General features: G+C 49.7%; 17 protein-coding genes. 8 read left to right on the top strand and 9 right to left on the bottom strand.

The window, feature by feature from the left end; translation table 11 throughout:
* A partial coding sequence (locus ABJO30_01755; protein MEP3231535.1) for a glycine cleavage T C-terminal barrel domain-containing protein occupies window positions 1–1353 on the top strand: 1353 nt, incomplete at its 5' end.
* Window positions 1350–1958, top strand: a complete 609-nt coding sequence (locus tag ABJO30_01750; GenBank protein MEP3231534.1) for a sarcosine oxidase subunit gamma family protein — start codon at window positions 1350–1352, stop codon at window positions 1956–1958. The genes ABJO30_01755 and ABJO30_01750, both read left to right, overlap by 4 nt.
* Window positions 1959–2012: 54 nt before the next feature.
* Here the strand turns inward: ABJO30_01750 and ABJO30_01745 are convergent, their stop codons facing one another.
* Window positions 2013–2312, bottom strand: coding sequence for a DUF1127 domain-containing protein (locus ABJO30_01745; protein ID MEP3231533.1), 300 nt, complete (start codon window positions 2310–2312; stop codon window positions 2013–2015).
* Window positions 2313–2455: 143 nt separating this feature from the next.
* Between ABJO30_01745 and ABJO30_01740 the strand changes: the two genes are divergently transcribed.
* Entirely contained in the window at window positions 2456–3364 is a 909-nt protein-coding gene (locus ABJO30_01740) for a LysR substrate-binding domain-containing protein (GenBank protein ID MEP3231532.1), read from the top strand.
* Window positions 3365–3370: 6 nt separating this feature from the next.
* Here the strand turns inward: ABJO30_01740 and ABJO30_01735 are convergent, their stop codons facing one another.
* From ABJO30_01735 to ABJO30_01710, 6 genes are all read right to left on the bottom strand, one after another.
* The gene (locus ABJO30_01735) at window positions 3371–5455 is read right to left on the bottom strand and encodes an ASKHA domain-containing protein (protein MEP3231531.1); all 2085 of its coding nucleotides are present in this window, start codon (window positions 5453–5455) and stop codon (window positions 3371–3373) included.
* Window positions 5456–5501: 46 nt separating this feature from the next.
* Complete coding sequence (locus tag ABJO30_01730) at window positions 5502–6434, bottom strand: methyltetrahydrofolate cobalamin methyltransferase (protein MEP3231530.1); 933 nt, start codon at window positions 6432–6434, stop codon at window positions 5502–5504.
* Window positions 6435–6539: 105 nt separating this feature from the next.
* Entirely contained in the window at window positions 6540–7469 is a 930-nt protein-coding gene (locus ABJO30_01725) for a methylenetetrahydrofolate reductase (GenBank protein MEP3231529.1), read from the bottom strand.
* Window positions 7450–7779 (bottom strand): virulence factor, encoded by a 330-nt coding sequence (locus ABJO30_01720; GenBank protein ID MEP3231528.1) that lies wholly within the window; start codon window positions 7777–7779, stop codon window positions 7450–7452. The genes ABJO30_01725 and ABJO30_01720 overlap by 20 nt, the downstream gene beginning before the upstream one ends.
* A gap of 135 nt (window positions 7780–7914) precedes the next feature.
* Entirely contained in the window at window positions 7915–8607 is a 693-nt protein-coding gene (locus ABJO30_01715) for a DUF1638 domain-containing protein (GenBank protein MEP3231527.1), read from the bottom strand.
* Window positions 8608–8621: 14 nt separating this feature from the next.
* The gene (locus ABJO30_01710; protein MEP3231526.1) at window positions 8622–9317 is read right to left on the bottom strand and encodes a B12-binding domain-containing protein; all 696 of its coding nucleotides are present in this window, start codon (window positions 9315–9317) and stop codon (window positions 8622–8624) included.
* A 221-nt stretch (window positions 9318–9538) separates the two neighbouring features.
* On the opposite strand from ABJO30_01710, the gene ABJO30_01705 reads away from it, so the two are divergent.
* On the top strand, window positions 9539–11107 hold the full coding sequence (locus ABJO30_01705) for a trimethylamine methyltransferase family protein (GenBank protein ID MEP3231525.1): 1569 nt from the start codon (window positions 9539–9541) through the stop codon (window positions 11105–11107).
* Between the two features lie 112 nt (window positions 11108–11219).
* Entirely contained in the window at window positions 11220–11876 is a 657-nt protein-coding gene (locus ABJO30_01700; protein MEP3231524.1) for a hypothetical protein, read from the top strand.
* Here ABJO30_01700 and bmt read toward each other — a convergent pair.
* A complete protein-coding gene (bmt, locus tag ABJO30_01695; protein ID MEP3231523.1) occupies window positions 11873–12883 on the bottom strand; it encodes a betaine--homocysteine S-methyltransferase in 1011 nt (336 codons plus the stop codon). The two genes, ABJO30_01700 and bmt, sit on opposite strands and share 4 nt — an antisense overlap.
* 248 nt (window positions 12884–13131) lie before the next feature.
* Window positions 13132–13668: a peroxiredoxin-like family protein gene (locus tag ABJO30_01690; GenBank protein ID MEP3231522.1), complete on the bottom strand. Its 537-nt coding sequence runs from the start codon at window positions 13666–13668 to the stop codon at window positions 13132–13134.
* 106 nt (window positions 13669–13774) lie between these two features.
* On the opposite strand from ABJO30_01690, the gene ABJO30_01685 reads away from it, so the two are divergent.
* Genes ABJO30_01685 through ABJO30_01675 form a run of 3 tightly spaced genes read left to right on the top strand, consistent with a single transcriptional unit; the run spans window position 13775 to window position 17342 of the window.
* Window positions 13775–14524, top strand: a complete 750-nt coding sequence (locus ABJO30_01685; GenBank protein MEP3231521.1) for an AraC family transcriptional regulator — start codon at window positions 13775–13777, stop codon at window positions 14522–14524.
* 38 nt (window positions 14525–14562) lie between these two features.
* Entirely contained in the window at window positions 14563–16068 is a 1506-nt protein-coding gene (gene cysG / locus ABJO30_01680; protein MEP3231520.1) for a siroheme synthase CysG, read from the top strand.
* An 8-nt stretch (window positions 16069–16076) separates the two neighbouring features.
* Window positions 16077–17342: a glycerate kinase gene (locus ABJO30_01675; protein MEP3231519.1), complete on the top strand. Its 1266-nt coding sequence runs from the start codon at window positions 16077–16079 to the stop codon at window positions 17340–17342.
* Window positions 17343–17384 lie beyond the last annotated feature (42 nt).

The raw sequence follows: 17384 nt of genomic DNA, 5'->3' as shown, positions 1-17384 counted from the left end.
TATACGACCATGGGCATGGGTACGGACCAAGGTAAAACATCTGGTGTTACAGCCTTTGGTATCTTGGCGCAGACAATGGGTAAATCTATCCCAGAGGTCGGTGTTACGACTTACCGCCAACCTTATAAATCGATCAGCCTTGGCGCGATTGCGGGTCAGCATAAGGGCGAACTTTATGCACCACGTCGTGGCACACCAATGCACGAATGGCACCGCGAGGCGGGCGCTCATTTTGAAACTGTTGGTGATTGGTTGCGTGCGTGGGTTTACCCAAAAGCAGGTGAAACATGGCAGCGTGCTGTTCAGCGTGAATCAAAAGCAGCGCGTACAGGTATCGGTATCTTAGATGCATCAACGCTTGGCAAAATCGATATTCAAGGCAAAGATTCTCGTGAGTTTTTGAACCGTATATACACCAACGCTTGGTCAAAGCTTGGTATCGGCAAATGTCGTTATGGCCTCATGCTAAAAGAAGACGGCATGGTGTTTGATGACGGTGTGACCACGTGTCTTGCTGATGATCATTTCCACATGACTACAACTTCGGGCGGGGCGGCAGGTGTGCTGTCTCATTTGGAAGATTATCTCCAAACTGAATGGCCAGACCTTGATGTATTGTGCACCTCTGTCACGGAAGAATGGGCAGTATCGTCTATCTGTGGACCAAAGTGTCACCAGTTGATCGCTGATTTGTTTGGCGATGGATACGGTCCTGACGATATGCCGTTTATGACCATGAAGGAAACGGAACTAGAAGGTGTGCCTGTTCGCATCTTCCGCATTTCGTTTACCGGTGAGCATTCCTACGAGATCAATGTGCCATCTGAATATGGTCGTTGGTTCTGGGATGTTTTGATGGAGCATGGTGCTCAATATGACATCACGCCATACGGCACTGAAGCGATGCACTTGTTGCGCGCTGAAAAAGGTTTCATCATTGTTGGCCAAGAAACGGACGGCACCACCACACCGCATGATTTGCGGATGGATTGGATTGTAAGCCAGAAGAAGGGTGACTTTGTCGGTAAACGTTCATTGTTCCGCTCTGATACGGTGCGCAAAGATCGTCCCCAATTTGTAGGGCTTTTAACCGAAGACGGTTCAAAAGTGGTTGATGAAGGGGCGCATGTTATTGCAACCTCAACAGAGCCTGCACCGCCCGTTCCAATGCTCGGCCATGTAACATCCAGTTACTATAGTCCGAACATCCAACGCTCTATCGCATTGGCTATGGTCAAAGGCGGCGGGGATCGCATGGGTGAAACGGTGTATGTTACACAGCGTGGCAATGGCGAACCAATTAAGGCGACCATTACGGATGTCGATTTTCTAGCTGAAGGAGCGGCATCATGACCTCGATCAAAGCCCCTTTTAAACAGGCACCCCTTGCTCATCGTAGTCCATTGACTGGCGATGGTGTTCAGATGAAAGAATGGCCTCATTTGAACAAAACTATGCTGCGTGGTGACTTAAAAAAACTTGGTGCAGCTGTTAAGTCCGTTGAGAAGGCGAAGACCCCGGCAGCGAACCAATCAACCTATTCAGATCAATCCGCAGTTCATTGGATTGGACCAGATACGTTGATGGTTATTGCTGGAGAAGATGCGGCACTCGCAGACGGCTTCGCAAAGGCCTTGGATGGTAAAGCGTGTCAGGTAACGAACATTACCAACAACTACACGGTGATTGAACTTTCAGGCGATAAGGCGAGAGATGTTTTGCAAAAAATCTCAACTCTTGATTTGGATGCCTCAATCTTCGTTAAAGGATCGGTTGCTGGTACAACATTCGCCCATTCAAACGTAGTGTTGGCTTGTCGTCTCGACGCACCAGATACCTTTGATATTGTGATCCGCCGTTCGCATGCGGATTACCTTTGGTGCCTCATCGCTGATGCAGGCTATGAATATGGCTTCGACAAACAGGCCGTCGTTGCCGGAGAAACACTGCGCCAATAAGCGAAACACTGCGCCAACAGGCGCAGTGTTTTCTCTCATCTTCAAAGAGATAATTTAGTGTTTGTTTGAAAGTCTGGCATATCTGACTTTCTGCAATTCGCAGGCTGCGTTTTGATCAATTGGTAGTTTTGACGCCCATGTCACATCACCTGCTGTCAGGCCGATGTCATCCAATGTGCGACGATCAAGAGATTGTAGGTTCTTAAATGCATCCCGACGCTCAGCATGGGCGCGGTAGGTTGCGATGGCCTGTTGTAGTTTGCCAAATGTATTTTCAATGCCGCTTAAAAGCTGATCGAAAAGGCTGTGCTGAGTGCTGTCTGGCTGGGCGTTCATTTGTTCGCATAATGTCATTGTTTAAATCCTTTGGTTTAGAAAAACTTCATTTAAATTCGTCTTGTTCAACAATATTGATCATTGAGGTTGTTCAATCAAACGAAATGATCTAATGTGTAAGTTCAGAAAAATTGAACTGACTGATCAGACGAGGTTTCAGCATGAACAAGCAGATAGACGCTCCGGTGAATTTCAACGTACTCGCGCTAGAACTAGACTTGTTGAGGACCTTCACAGCCATCGTCGACACGGGCAGCTTTAAAGGAGCCGCCGAATTGGTGTTGCGCACGCCTTCAGCGATCTCCATGCAGGTGAAGAAGCTTGAGGACATTGTCGGACGCCCGTTGTTCATTCGCGATGCACGCTCGGTCAATCTCACTCAAGACGGTGAAGTGCTGCTTGCTTATGCACGGCGCCTGCTCAGCCTGTCGGATGAAGCGCTCGGTCATTTCAGAAAGCCGCAAATGGAAGGTGTCGTGAGCCTTGGTGCGCCTGATGATTATGGCAGTCGTTTCTTGCCGAGCATTCTAAAGCGTTTTGCTGTCACTCACCCCGGCGTGGTGGTTGATGTGGTGATAGATTTGAGTGTTAATCTGCGCGAACGGGTGAAAAAAGGAAAACTCGATCTGACCTTGATCACGTGTAACGGCATTGCGACTGGTGATCCAGATGTTGAAGTTGTCTTAGAAGAACAGCTTGTTTGGGCCGGTGCGAAAGGTGGTTGTGCTCATCTTAAAGACCCACTTCCTGTTTCTATGTGGGAAGAGGGCTGCGCATGGCGGTCGAATGCGACAGGCGAACTGACAAAGATTGGTCGCGATTACCGTGTCGCTTATATGAGTGCTCATAGTTCGGGACAAAAAGCTGCGGTGTCTGCTGATCTAGCAATCGCACCATTCCCACGCAGCCTCGTTGAACATCCTTTGGTGGCCCTAGGAAAAGAAGATGGCCTTCCTGAGCTTAACAGATATTCAATTGGCATGTTGCAAGCATCAAAATCTGGTGATGCTGTTCTTGCTGTTGCAAGTCATATTCGCTCAGCATTCGAAGAACACCAAGCGCGCATTTAGAGCGGGTTAGCCGCGTCGCGCTCGTCCGCCACGTCTGCGTCTACCACCGCCGCCATCACCATCAGTGGGTTCTGACTTTTCTGGGAGTGTGACTTCTTTCGCAAGATTTGGAAACGCATCCACTTTGTTAGGCAGTGCCATTGCATTGACGAACAGTTCTTGGAATGCAGGTTCAAGGGCGGTTTCAATCTTCTCGATTTTACCAACCATCTGCTCGATTTCTTCGCGGTAGCTCTTATTCAAAAGCGCCATGCGTGCACCCGTACCAGCAGCATTACCAACAGCGCGGACATGCTCAAGGTCGCAATCAGGAATAAGGCCCAAGACCATGGCGTATTTCGGATCAATGAAATTACCAAATGCGCCAGCAAATTTGATTTTCGCAACTTGTGTTACACCGAGCTTATCCATCAACAAGCGCACCCCTGCATAAAGGGCTGCTTTAGCAAGTTGGATCGCGCGGATGTCTGTTTGTTTAATGATCAAATCAGGGCTGCCGTTCTCGCCACGCCAAGCGACGTAGGAGAAGGTGCGACCGTCTTCAATCACGCGGTTTGATAGTGCGGCCTTGGAGCCATCAATAATGCCATCTTCGGTGATAACACCCGCAAGAAACATTTCGGCCACAACTTCGATAATGCCAGAACCGCAAACACCAGTAACGCCTGTTTCTTTTGCTTCATCAGCAAAGCCGTCTTCATCAGACCATTTCTCAGAGCCGATAATGCGAACACGCGGTTCAAGTGTTTCAGGGTTGATGCGAATACGTTCAATGGCACCGGGGGCGGCACGTTGGCCGCATGAAATTTCTGCACCCTCAAAAGCGGGGCCAGTGGGTGATGAGGCTGCAACTGTGCGGTCTTTTGAACCAAGCACAATCTCCGCATTGGTGCCGACATCAACAAGCAGCGTGATCTCGTCTTCTTCATAAGGCCGTTCAGCCAAAGTTGCCGCCGCAGCATCTGCACCCACATGGCCGGCAATGCAAGGCAAAGTATAAACCCGTGCGCCTTCGTTGAGGTTGATCTCAAGGTCACGGGCAGGAAGGGTGAGGGCATCTGACACGGTAAGAGCGAAAGGTGCTTGGCCGATCTCTGTTGGATCAAGACCAAGGAACAGATGGTGCATGATAGGGTTGCCAACAAACGTGGCTTCCAAAATGTCTTCGCGTGCGACACCTGACTGTTCGCAAATATCAGCAATCAATCCATCAATCGCCTCGCGCACAGATTTAGTAAGCGCTACTTCGCCGCCCTTGTTCATCATTACGTAGGAAACGCGAGACATGAGGTCTTCGCCAAAACGGATCTGTGGGTTGGCAACACCGGCGGAAGCAACCGTCTCGCCGCTCATCATGTCTGATAAGTGCATCGCGATGGTGGTTGAACCAATGTCACAGGCAAGCCCGAAGAGCTTTTCGCGGTAGCCAGACCATAAAGCAGTGACAGTGTGTTTATCGCCAACCGTATGAACAGCGGCAGTAACCGCCCAATCGCCTTTGCGAAGGGTTGTTTGCAGGGTTTTATAAAGATGAAAATCTAGGCTGAGATTATCATAACCCCAGTCTGCTTTCAGTTGACGAACAAGACGGTCAGCATCGCCAAGCGGCTTATGCATATCTGGCTCTTCCACTTCGACATAACGAAGGTGGGTCGCCAAATCGCGCGGAATGTCGCGGGTGTCAGCTGCCTTGCGCACCATTTGATTGTTGGCGCTGGCTGCTTGCGGGATATCAATGACGAGGTCGCCATTTATCTTTGATGAGCAGGAAAGGCGACGGTCGTCTGCAAGCTCGCGTTTGGATTTATAACGCGCTTCTGTATCGGAGAATTGCGAGAGGTTTTCTGCACTGCTGGTGATGCCGTGTTTGGCAAATTGACCTTCTGCAACACTCACCTGACACTTGCCGCAAATGCCGCGTCCACCGCAAACACTCTCGACATAAACACCTAGATCTCGTGCGGCATCTAGTACGGGTGTGCCGACAGCAAAGCGTCCGCGTTTGCCTGATGGCATGAATAGCACAAGCGCATCATCTTTTGATGACGCGCTTGCAGGTGAAATCATGTCTGGTTTTGGCTGCTCGTTCATTGCGCCAATATATCCTTAATTCCTAAACGAAACCTTGGTTTTGGTCTTAGGCACCACGTCGTGAAGCGCGACCACCACGGCGGCGGCCACCACTTGCACCAGCACCTGCTTCGCCACCAGGCGTAGGTTCACGGTAGGTTTCAATCCATTTTGCGCAATGCTCATCTGTCGACATCAAAACATTAGCCGCACGTACCATTTCCATCTCTTGCGGACGGCATGGGTTCATGATGGCGGATGTCATGCCAGAGGCAATCGCCATCGGCAAGAAGGCAGCATTGATGCCGTGACGGTGTGGCAAGCCAAAGGATACATTCGAAGCACCACAGGTTGTGTTTACGCCGAGCTCTTCGCGAAGACGACGCACAAGGGCAAACACTTGAAGACCAGCTGTACCCATTGCGCCAATCGGCATAACCAATGGATCAACCACGATGTCGTGTGCTGGAATGCCATAATCTGCGGCATGCTGAACGATTTTCTTTGCCACTTCAAAACGCACATCAGGGTCTTCTGAAATACCTGTCTCGTCATTGGAGATCGCAACCACTGGCACGTTGTACTTCTTGATAAGCGGTAGGATTTCTTCAAGCTTCTCAGTTTCACCCGTTACAGAGTTCACCAATGGGCGACCCTCAGTGACGGCTAAGCCAGCTTCAAGAGCAGATGACACGGAGCTATCAATACAAATTGGAACATCAACCAAGCTTTGAACAAGCTTCAATGTTTCAACCAACAAAGGCGGCTCAGTTGTATTTGGATCAACGGCTGTAACACCTGCATTTACATCCAGCATGGTCGCACCAGCAGCAACTTGCTCAAGCGCGTCTTTTGTGACGGTATCAAAGTTACCAGCTTGCATTTCAGCAGCCAGCTTCTTGCGACCTGTTGGGTTGATGCGTTCACCGATGACGCAGAATGGTTCGTCGAACCCGATGTAGGATTCTTTTGATTTCGAAGCGACGAGTGTGCGCGTCATTTGATGTTCCTCAAGTGTGACTGCCTTCTAGCGTCAGACACAATAAGGGCGTCTGGGCAAAAGCATGACCAAGTTTCTAAACGAGAAGGGAGGTGCGGACAGCGTTTAAAGCTGGCTTGCGTCTTTCTCATTATCATATAAAGATATGTTTATATCCCATGAGCCGCGTTCTACAAGCCATTCGGACGATTTTTTTAGCCCTCCGAACGGAAAAACATGCATTTGAGCGACTGGGCCGTCAGAATTCTCCTGCCAAAACGCCTCAATTGGCTCCACAACAGATTCTGGAGAGTGTGATGTTGCAAGGGCTGTAAGAGCGCCTGCACGCTTTTTGAGGAAGTTGAGCGAGTTGCCAACACCGCTCATAGCAGCGAATTTGATAAGCGTCGTGATTTTCGCAGGACCCGCCACACCAAGGTGGATCGGAAGATCAATGCCCATGGCTTTAACGTGCCATGCCCAATTTGCGAAGGCTTCTCCATCAAAACCAAACTGCGTAACAATGCGCATTGCGGCATCTGTCTCGCTTTGAAACTCAGCTTTCTCGCGCAAGATGTTGTAAACTTCACCTTCAGGCGCAGACGGGTTGCCTTCAGGGTGGCCAGCAATGCCTAAGCCCTTAATGCCATATTTATCGAGGATGCCTGTGCGCATCACTTCGATCGCAGAAGAATAAGGGCCCATCTGGCGGTCTGCTTCACCAGCAATAAGCAGCACATCATCAAGGCCACCCACTTCTGTGAGACGCTGAATGAAGCTTTCTAGTTCTGCTTCAGAGGAAAGGCGACGAGCAGCAATGTGTTGCACTGGCTTATAGCCTGCATCCACAAGGCGCTTTGACACCTCAGCAAGTTGTTCGTGGGTGTGCGTGCCAATGTCGGTTACATAGGTCTGCGTACCTGCGGGGAAAAGGCCGATATATTCGTCCTTTTCAAGGATGTGTTTTGGAGACACCTCAATAGATGCCGGAATATTCGCATTCGCAGCGCTCATCGGGATCTCCGCGTTCAACATGTCAGCCGTCTTGTGGGCCATCCTCAAATCCTCCAGCGTGAACGAGATTTTTCACCCGTTCCTTGGTGTAGGCAGCATCCAATTCAGCTGCTGCCTGTTCCGCTTCGGCTTCGAGGTCTTCTCCGCATGGGATAGGATCACTCTTCCGCCATTGCTCTAAGTAAGCATCAGATTGATCGAGACCAGTGCGCATCGCGCAAGCGTCAATCGCCGTGATGAAACGTTTATCGAGTTCGCGCTTTGCTGTTGTTCTTCCAGCCTTGCAAATAACTTGCGCTGGAATGTCCCGCCAATAGACAATGTGTTTTTGAGCGGCTTTAGAACGTGGCATCGTGTTTCCTCTTGGGTTGAAGGTGATCTTTATTCGCTAAACACGATGATTTGCCCGCGACTTGTCAATGTCGGATTTAGGCTTGTTTGTGGGAAACTTAGTCCAATGCTTAATGAAAGTGCGTCTAGGTGAAGTCTAGGTCTTCAATTTGGATAGGCTGCCTACCAAATCACCATACCCTGTGGCTCTATATTCAAAATCAAGCTGCAACCGTTCAGCGATCTCTTTCGCCCGATTTAACAAGCCTTCATCTTCGATTTGCGCGAGGTAGACGACCTTTTCGTAAGCGCCGAAATACATTTCTAAAAGGTCGGGGTGTTCTTCTAACCCTAGTGGGCCCCATGTCAGGCCATCAAAATGGCGCGCTAAGAAGTCGGTTAGGAAGAATGCGCGCATGTCTTCATCTTCGCGCTCTTTGAAATCATCAACGCCAGAGAAGAACGCATAACAATGCGCGCCGGGTAGGCGGTCTACATTCTCACGTTCCAGCAAAGCATCGAGTTGTCCACCCGTGCCGCAATCAGCGTATCCGCAATAGATATGTTTGAACCCAGCATCGCGGGCGTCAGCAATAGCGCGCTCAACAGCGGGCGTAATTGCTTGCGGTTCGTTGTGAAGTTTTGCGGGAAGACAGGTGAGGGAGATGTGGTCGAGGGCGTTTAACTTAACAACATCAAGAATTTCGTGGGCAAGGGCGCCACAGGCGATAACGCAGACAGCTTCTGCGTTCGCTGGTTTTGTGTAATTTGGAGCGCCTTTTTCGACGAGAGGTTCTGCTGACGAGACTTCTTGAAGCCTCGCCGATCTTCCACCTCGTCGTTTAGACATGACGTGTGCCGCCTTTATGCTCGCTGGTTATGGCGACGGGCGATCATCTCGGCTGCCTTTTCAACGGTCACCGCCGCATCACGACAATAAGAATCGGCACCAATCGCTTCACCAAACTCTTCGTTTAGCGGCGCACCGCCAACAAGAACGATGTATTTATCGCGCAGTTCTTTTTCTTTCAGCTGATCAATCACAACCTTCATGTAAGGCATTGTGGTTGTAAGCAGCGCCGACATCCCAAGGATATCTGGCTCATGCTCATCAAGAGCTGCCAAAAATTCGTCCGCATCAGTGTTGATGCCAAGGTCATGCACATCAAAGCCTGCGCCTTCCATCATCATACCGACAAGGTTCTTACCAATGTCGTGAATGTCACCTTTAACGGTGCCAATAACCATGGAGCCAAGTTTCGGTGCACCAGTTTCTGCAAGCAGTGGGCGCAAAATAACCATGCCCGCTTTCATCGCATTGGCTGCAAGCAATACCTCTGGCACGAACAAAATGCCGTCGCGAAAGTCGACGCCGACAATACGCATGCCTTCAACCAGAGATTTGGTCAAAATATCATAAGGTGTCCACTTGCGTTCAAGTAGGATTTCTACCGACTCGACAATCTCTTCTTTCAGACCATCATAAAGGTCATCCATCATTTGCGCGACTAGATCGTCGTCGTTCAATTCGGATAAGATGATTTCTTCTTCATCAGACATTCTGAAATTCCTTACAGGCTACGTGCTGTGTTTAATTAGCTCATTCGACGCTACGGTAAATACCTTAATATTGAATTTGCGAAGAGAAATAACCAAGCGACGTCAAAAACAGGGCGCAAACAAGCTATTCAATAAAAAATCTCACTTTAATTTACAATACAAAGGATCTATTGATGCTATTTCTTTGATCCGTCATGCATAAAATGAGGACACGGGCAGCCATGAGCACGAGCGAAACAGAAGAAAATCAGGGTGGACGCAGCAGGCGCGCAGGCCGTGGTGGTGGTCGCGATGCAAGGCGTGCTAAGCGCGGCGGAACGGGTAGCGTCAAGCTTCCTTACATCCAGCGAAAACTCAAGCCTTTTGAAGTGTTTGACGATGAAATGGTCGAAAAGATTGAGGCGAATGCTGACGTCATTTTGGAAGAAATTGGCATTGAGTTTCGCGATGATGCTGAAGCTATTGATATGTGGCGTGAAGCGGGCGCTGATATTGACGGCGAACGGGTGCGTTTTCCTAAAGGCATGTTGCGTGAGATTATCAAGACCGCACCGCGCGAATTCACCCAACACGCCAGAAACCCAGCCCGTTCTGTTCAAATTGGCGGTAATAACACAGTCTTCGCGCCGGTTTATGGCCCTCCCTTTGTGCGCACGCTGGAAGGTGAGCGGCGCTATGCAACGATTGAAGATTTTCGCAGTTTCGTAAAACTCGCTTATCTTGCTCCAGCCATGCACCACTCTGGTGGTACGGTTTGTGAGCCTGTCGATATTCCGGTGAATAAACGTCACCTTGATATGGTCTATAGCCACATCCGCTATTCTGACATGCCGTTTATGGGGTCAGTGACTGCACCTGAACGGGCACAAGATTCCATCGACATGGCGAAGATCGTTTTTGGTGATGATTTCGTTGATCAAAATTGCGTTCTCTTAAACCTCATCAACGTCAATTCGCCTATGACCTTTGACGACACCATGCTGGGTGCTGCCAAAGTTTATGCACGTAACAATCAAGCGTGCATTATCTCTCCGTTCATTTTGGCAGGTGCCATGTCGCCTGTAACGGTTGGTGCGACGCTTTCGCAAATTCTGGCCGAAGCAATGGCCGGTATTGCGTTTACGCAGTTGTGTCGTCCAGGTGCTCCAGTTTTGTTTGGTACGTTTGCAAGCTCAATCTCTATGCAGTCAGGTGCGCCGACATTTGGCACGCCAGAGCCTGCCTTGGTGCTTTATGGTGCTGCACAACTAGCACGACGTTTGGGTGTACCGTTCCGCTCTGGTGGCTCACTCTGCGGCTCTAAGGTAGTTGATGCACAAGCTGCTTATGAGAGCGCGCAAACCATCACACCAACGGTTATGGCAGGCGTAAACTTCGCGCTCCATTCTGCTGGCTGGCTAGAAGGTGGCCTTGTTTCATCGTTTGAAAAATTCGTTATGGATTGCGATCAGCTCGGCATGATGCAGGCGATGGCAGGCGGTGTTGATTTGTCAGAAAACGGTTTGGGCCTTTCTGCCATTCGTGAAGTAGGGCCGGGCAAACACTTCCTTGGTTGTCAGCATACGCAAGATAACTTTGAAACAGCGTTTTACCGCTCAAACATTGCGGACAATAATTCATACGAGCAATGGTTGGCTGATGGCGAATTGCGTGCAGAAGACCGCGCCAGAAAAGTTTGCGCGCAAATGCTCAATGATTATGTTGCGCCTGACTTAGATCAGGGCATCAACGAAGCGCTGAAAGACTTCATCAAGACACGCAAGGATTCGATGCCTGACGCCTTTACCTGAAAGGCAGGCGATGCGTCCGAAAAGGTGCCTCAAATTGAAGGCATCAAAGTGCACTATGAAGTGATCCGACGCGCGTTCCGCCTTTTTGAAGGTCATTGAGATGAAAGCGGTTTTGAGACAACTAACCGCTGAACTTCAAGGAACCGGACTGGCTGTTCGCGGCTGGTGTGTTGATCAAATTGTCGAAAGCGCCCACCAAGATGACCGCGATCATGCCATCGTGCTGATTGGAAATCTTGGTGGAAGCTTTTGGCCCACCTTCCGTAAATCTCGTTTTGAGGGCAATCACGCGCTTGATCGCTGGACCAAACATGTGATTGATCCGATTGCCGAAAAACTTGGGGCTCGACCACTTTATCCAAGCGATAAGCCCTACCAACCATTTCAACAATGGGCAAAGAAAGCGGAAGGCCTTGAGGCCTCGCCGCACGGTATTTTGATGCATCCAGAATATGGCCTCTGGCAAGCCTACCGCGCCGCCTTGGTGTTTTGTGATGTTAGTGAAGTTCCATCGCCTGAAAAGGTCGAACATGCCTGCAATAGGTGTGCAGACATGCCATGCCTGACCACTTGTCCGGTCGGTGCTTTTTCAACTGAGGGATATGATGTTGCTGCATGCCGTGAGCATGTGAGGGCAAACCCAAATGGGCATTGCGCCACAAAGGGGTGCCTTGCACGGCAGGCATGCCCTGTTGCCACTGACCATCATTATTCAGAAGATCAGCAGCGTTTTCATATGAAAGCTTTTTTAAAGTCTAAAGCGACTTAACCGCGACGACGACCGCGACGTTCGCGGCGAGGGGCGTTTTCGTCATTGCTTGCAGGTGGTGCGACCAATGCGCCAATCTTAGTGGTAATCTCTTCCATCGTTGGTCGATCAGACGCCACATAGCTGTCAATTGATTTACGCATCGCAGCAATATGCTCAGGCGCTGTTCCGCAGCACCCGCCAATAATACGAACGCCTGCGTCTGCAGCCATTGCCACATAATCACCCATCAATTCGGGCGTGCCTGTATAGACTGTTGTTGCACCTTTTACGACAGGGATGCCGCAGTTTGCTTTGGCAACGACGATCGCTTGTGGGTCTGCGTCTGTCATTGACATAACGGAGACCAAAAGATCAGAAGCGCCAACACCGCAATTCGCACCAATTGCAATTGCTTTGCCTGGGAGCGCAGCAGCAACTTCAATGAGGGCGTCTGGCGCAAGGCCCATCATAGTTTTGCCTGCTGTGTCAAAACTTGCTGTGAAGACATAAGGAATTCCGATTTCAACAGCGGCTTCAGCGGCAGCTTGAATTTCATCGGCAGCGGACATGGTTTCAATCCAAACGCAATCCGCGCCACCATCTTTGAGGCCACGCATCTGCTCTTTAAAGGCGTCTCGTGCACCATCAAATGTCATTTCGCCAAGCGGCACAAACAGTTCACCCGTTGGTCCAACGGAACCAGCAACAACGACATAACGGTCACAAGCTTCAGCAACGCGACAAGCAATTTCAGCGCCCGCTTTGTTGATTTCATAGGTGTCGTCTTCAGCCTTGTGAAGCTTCAAGCGTGGCGCATTCGCGCCAAATGTATTGGTCAAAATAATGTCGGAACCTGCATCAACAAACATTTGATGCAGTTTCTCAGGCTTATGCGGTTCAGTCATGTTCCAAATGTCAGGTGGAAAGCCAGGCTCTAGCCCCATAGACATGAAGTTCGTTCCTGTTGCGCCGTCAGCAAGAAGCAACTGTTTTTCCTGAAGCAATTCCGTCAGCGTTATACGCATTTGTTCCACCTATTTGGATAGGCCTATTTAGGCTAATTTAGATACTCACATAAGCATATAAGAAAATCTTTATATGGTCAATTGTCTGCGATAATTCATGATGCTTACGCCTCAAGATAAGGCTTAAATTTGCGGCAGAGGATAAAACAGCAAGATAAACAAACTGTTTCGGTGCGAAAAACACAAAAAAACCGCGACGTAAACGCCGCGGCAAGCTCGTTAAAATATAACGAGAGGGGGGAGACTAATTATACAGCGCCGACATATTCGCCGCGTGCTGGATAGCTGTTCGCAATGGCAAAATCGAGCGCGCCAACAAGTTCTGAGAAATGTGGGCGGGAGAATGGCATTGTTTGAACAGATGCGTAGTAAAGGGTCTGATCAGCATTCACGAGGAAAAGGCCGGGCTCTGAAAAGAGGTCTGGCTCAACAATGTCGATCGATGTTTTGCCGCGTGATGTTGAGATGTAAAGACCCCACTCTTTCGCTTTTTCAAGACTAAGATCGTAGGCGAAACGGAGGCCTTTGGCTTCAACTTTGTCAGCCATTGCTTGGGCGCGTTCTTGGCCGTCAGAACTGATGGCGATTGTTGTTACACCGCGTTCAGCAAAAGCTTCTGTTTGTTTTTCCAGTTCTTTCAGATAGTTCGCGCAAATTGGGCAGTGTAGGCCACGATAAAAGCAGACGACGGTTCCAAGCTTTGCACCTTCAGTTGTGAGATCAAATGTTGATCCGTCGAGCATTGGGACTGAAAGGTCAGGCGTTTTTTGGCGTGGGATAAGCATTATGAACTCTCCAAAAGATAAAATAGGACAGGTGATACCTGTTGCTTCGTGAATGTAATGGACTTATTGTCAGGGTAAATCTTATTATTCTTACCAAAAGTCCGTTATGCTTCGCCCAGATAGACTATCAAGTTTGATCTCCCATTTCGAAGTAACCGCAACCCATGAGCCTGAGGTTGAACGGTGCAACTTGTTTATCTTGGAAGAAGAGGGTGTTCTTTCAAAGCTTGTTTTATACCTAAGGCCTCATGGAATGGAGGCGTTTCCCTCTCAATGTGCGGCTGCCATAACGTTGGATGTTGGTGGCGATGAAAACCCATTGTTTTATGCGTTGCCAGATCAGCTTGATGTGGATTTGAGTGAAGGATCTGAGCTTTCAGATATTGCAGGCATTATTGTTCGTGAAATACAAAACCACCGTTGTGGTGGGCAATTTGCTTTGTCTCGTTTGTCAGAATTGCTGGTGCTAAGTTTGCTGCGGTTTCGAATTGAAAACAATCAGGCTCAAACAGGATTGTTCGCAGGTCTTGCACATCCAAAGTTAAGTGCGGTGATGGTTGCCATTCACGATGAACCAGGGCGAGATTGGAAAATTGATGATTTTCTAGACCTCGCTGGCATGTCGCGCTCTCAATTTATGGCCGAATTTCAGACGGTTGTCGGCAAAACACCAATTGCTTATTTGAAGCAATGGCGCATGGTTTTAGCCCGTATCGCGCTTGTTAAAGGTGATCGTGTGAAAGAAGTGGCGCGTAAATTTGGTTACAGCAGCGGCGACGCATTTTGTCGGGCTTTTGTCGGTGCTTATGGAATTGCGCCAACAAAACTTGTTTATGATCACCATCAAAGCGCATGACCCTTTGAAATGCCGATTGAAAAGGCTATGTCAATCTTATGACAGATCGCAACACACCCAACTTTGAACCTTTGATCCAGCATACGGAAAGCCCCAAGCTACAGGAAGCCAACCGCATGGAAGAGCTAGCTGTGCTTCCGGTTTTTTGGAAGTTGCAGGGCAAACGTGTTCTGCTTGCAGGCGCTGGTGAGGGCGGTGCTTGGAAAGCTGAGCTACTGGCTGCGGCCGGAGCTGGTGTAGACATCATCGCGGAAGAGCTTAGCCACGAGATGAAAAGCCTCTTAGAACGGGGTGCTGCAGCAGGCAGTTTAACGCACCATGCCCGCACTTGGACGGCCGGTGATTTTGACGGTGCTTCATTGGCGCTGATGGATACTGAAAGCGATAGTGAGGCAGAGGCTTTCTACAAAGCTGCAAAGGCTGCGAAAGTGCCCGTGAACGTCATCGATAACCCGCCGTTTTGTGAATTTCAATTCGGCACGATCATCAATCGTTCGCCCGTTGTGGTTGGTGTTTCAACTGATGGGGCAGCCCCTATTTTAGGCCAAGCCATACGTCGCAAAATTGAAACGCTATTGCCAACCTCTTTGGCGAAAGCAGGCCGCATCGCGAAGAGTTTCCGCGATCAGTTAAAGCAGATTATTCCAGACGCCTCCCTACGGCGTAATTTTTGGGAAGGATTTGTTGAGCGCGTGTTTCGGGCGGAAGAAATTAGCGAAGATGTGCTGATCAAACTTGCAGAAGGTGCAGCCAGTCAAACAAGCGATGACGGTGTTGGCTTTGTGTCTCTTGTTGGCTCTGGCCCGGGTGATGTTGATCTCATGACGATTAAAGCAGTGCGGGTTTTGCAAGGCGCAGATGTGATCATGTATGACGACCTATCCTCACCGCAAATATTGGAACTTGGTCGCCGTGAAGCTGAGCATGTTTATGTTGGCAAACGAGGCGGGCGTAAATCGTGTAGTCAGGGCGAAATCAATAAAATGATGGTCGATTTGGCACTCGAGGGTAAACGTGTTGTGCGCCTTAAAGGCGGTGACCCAATGGTATTTGGCCGTGCTGGTGAAGAGATCGCGGACCTGTTAGGCGCGAATATTCCGTTTGAGGTAGTGCCCGGTATCACGGCAGGTGCAGGTGCTGCGGCTGCCATGGGCGTATCACTCACCCACCGTGATCACGCGCAGTCTGTCCGTTTCATCACGGGGCATGCAAAAAGCGGGAAACTGCCTGAAAACCTACATTGGCAAGGCATGGCGTCAGGCGATACGTCGTTGATTTTTTATATGGCGAGCAGAACAGGCCATGAAGTCGCTGACAATCTGATTAAGCATGGCATGGATGCAAGCACGCCTGTTGCTATTGTTGCAAACGTTAGCTATCCAAATCAGCGCATCTGGAAAGGTGATTTGTCAACAATTGTTGACGGAGTGGATGAAGTCTCAAAAGGAGACCCGATCGTGATCTGTATCGGCACAGTTTTCTCCCTTTATGAGGCAGACCGACCCTTACCGTTTCAACTGGCAGACATTACCACCCTACAATAGAGGCTTTCATGACTATTGCTGATCCCCGAGGTTTTTTAGCTGACTTATTTCAAGTGGCTGTTGATGCTGCGGACCCAGCAAAGATGCTGAAAGACTATCTGCCAACCAAACCCAAAGGACGCTTAATTGTCGTTGGTGCGGGCAAGGCCTCGGCGCATATGGCTGCAGCCTTTGAAGCAGCTTATGAAGGCGATTATGAGGGCTTGATTGTTACCCGCCATGGGTCTGCTGTACCGTGTAAAACAATTGAGATTGTTGAAAGCGCCCATCCAGTGCCTGATGCTGGTAGTTTTCAAGCGGCAAAACGGATGATGGACCTCGTCTCGCACCTTAATGAAGACGACACGGTTCTAGCGCTGATATCCGGTGGTGGCTCTTCGTTGTTAAGCTTGCCGCCCGAAGCGGTGCCTGCAGAAGACAAGCAAGCGCTGAATGCTGAATTGCTTCGCTCTGGCGCGACTATTCATGAGATGAATTGTGTGCGTAAGCATGTGTCCGATATCAAAGGCGGAAGGCTTGCTGCGGCTGCTCATCCTGCCAAAGTTGTGACCCTCGTAATCTCCGATATTCCAGGCGATGATCCGGCACTTGTTGCAAGTGGCCCGACGGTGCCAAGTGCGACAACGCGGCAAGATGCTTTGGATATCATCAAGCGCTATTCAATGACTTTGCCTGATAGCATTACGGCATGGATGGCAACTGATAAGTGCGCGGCACCTGACCCATCCGATGCGGGCTTTGCACGCGATGAGGTGCATGTCATTGCAGCCGCTCAACTGTCGCTGGATGCCGCCGCCAATCGTGCAGCAACGCTGGGTATTAAGGCACATATTCTAAGTGATGCGATTGAAGGTGAAGCGCGTGATGTCGGGCAGGTGCTTGCAAGCCTTGCTGTCCAAGTTGCAAGCAAAGAGCAGCCGTTTCAGCGGCCTTGCGTTATTTTGTCGGGCGGCGAAACCACAGTAACGGTAAAACATAAAGGCAGAGGCGGGCGGAACACCGAGTTGCTCTTATCGGCAGCTTTCACTTTGATGGGGCAGGGTGCAATCCATGCGCTTGCAGCCGATACAGATGGCATTGATGGCTCTGAAAATAACGCAGGCGCCTTCATTGATGGCGGCACCATTCGAGCCTTGCAAGATAGTGGCGTAACACCGCTTGATTTGCTCAACGGCAATGACGCCTACACTGCTTTTGAAGCCATCGATGCGCTCTATGTGACAGGTCCAACCAGTACCAATGTCAACGATTTTCGAGCCTTCTTGATCCAATAAAAAAGCACCGACCTTTTTCAAGATCGGTGCTTTGAATTTTGG

It is taken from the genome of Hyphomicrobiales bacterium (assembly GCA_039973685.1).
Lineage (GTDB): Bacteria > Pseudomonadota > Alphaproteobacteria > Rhizobiales > JACESI01 > JACESI01.
Note: the sequence above shows the minus strand (reverse complement) of the source record. Positions and strands in the feature narration are given on the sequence as shown.

What these genes read in the sequence shown, in the direction of transcription:
- ABJO30_01715 (MEP3231527.1), bottom strand. Translation starts at nt 8,607, where the DNA reads ATGTCTAAACGACGAGGTGGAAGATCGGCGAGGCTTCAAGAAGTCTCG.
- ABJO30_01745 (MEP3231533.1), bottom strand. Translation starts at nt 2,312, where the DNA reads ATGACATTATGCGAACAAATGAACGCCCAGCCAGACAGCACTCAGCAC.
- ABJO30_01685 (MEP3231521.1), top strand. Translation starts at nt 13,775, where the DNA reads ATGCTTCGCCCAGATAGACTATCAAGTTTGATCTCCCATTTCGAAGTA.
- ABJO30_01735 (MEP3231531.1), bottom strand. Translation starts at nt 5,455, where the DNA reads ATGAACGAGCAGCCAAAACCAGACATGATTTCACCTGCAAGCGCGTCA.
- bmt (MEP3231523.1), bottom strand. Translation starts at nt 12,883, where the DNA reads ATGCGTATAACGCTGACGGAATTGCTTCAGGAAAAACAGTTGCTTCTT.
- ABJO30_01740 (MEP3231532.1), top strand. Translation starts at nt 2,456, where the DNA reads ATGAACAAGCAGATAGACGCTCCGGTGAATTTCAACGTACTCGCGCTA.
- ABJO30_01730 (MEP3231530.1), bottom strand. Translation starts at nt 6,434, where the DNA reads ATGACGCGCACACTCGTCGCTTCGAAATCAAAAGAATCCTACATCGGG.
- ABJO30_01725 (MEP3231529.1), bottom strand. Translation starts at nt 7,469, where the DNA reads ATGGCCCACAAGACGGCTGACATGTTGAACGCGGAGATCCCGATGAGC.
- ABJO30_01750 (MEP3231534.1), top strand. Translation starts at nt 1,350, where the DNA reads ATGACCTCGATCAAAGCCCCTTTTAAACAGGCACCCCTTGCTCATCGT.
- ABJO30_01710 (MEP3231526.1), bottom strand. Translation starts at nt 9,317, where the DNA reads ATGTCTGATGAAGAAGAAATCATCTTATCCGAATTGAACGACGACGAT.
- ABJO30_01705 (MEP3231525.1), top strand. Translation starts at nt 9,539, where the DNA reads ATGAGCACGAGCGAAACAGAAGAAAATCAGGGTGGACGCAGCAGGCGC.
- cysG (MEP3231520.1), top strand. Translation starts at nt 14,563, where the DNA reads ATGACAGATCGCAACACACCCAACTTTGAACCTTTGATCCAGCATACG.
- ABJO30_01690 (MEP3231522.1), bottom strand. Translation starts at nt 13,668, where the DNA reads ATGCTTATCCCACGCCAAAAAACGCCTGACCTTTCAGTCCCAATGCTC.
- ABJO30_01675 (MEP3231519.1), top strand. Translation starts at nt 16,077, where the DNA reads ATGACTATTGCTGATCCCCGAGGTTTTTTAGCTGACTTATTTCAAGTG.
- ABJO30_01720 (MEP3231528.1), bottom strand. Translation starts at nt 7,779, where the DNA reads ATGCCACGTTCTAAAGCCGCTCAAAAACACATTGTCTATTGGCGGGAC.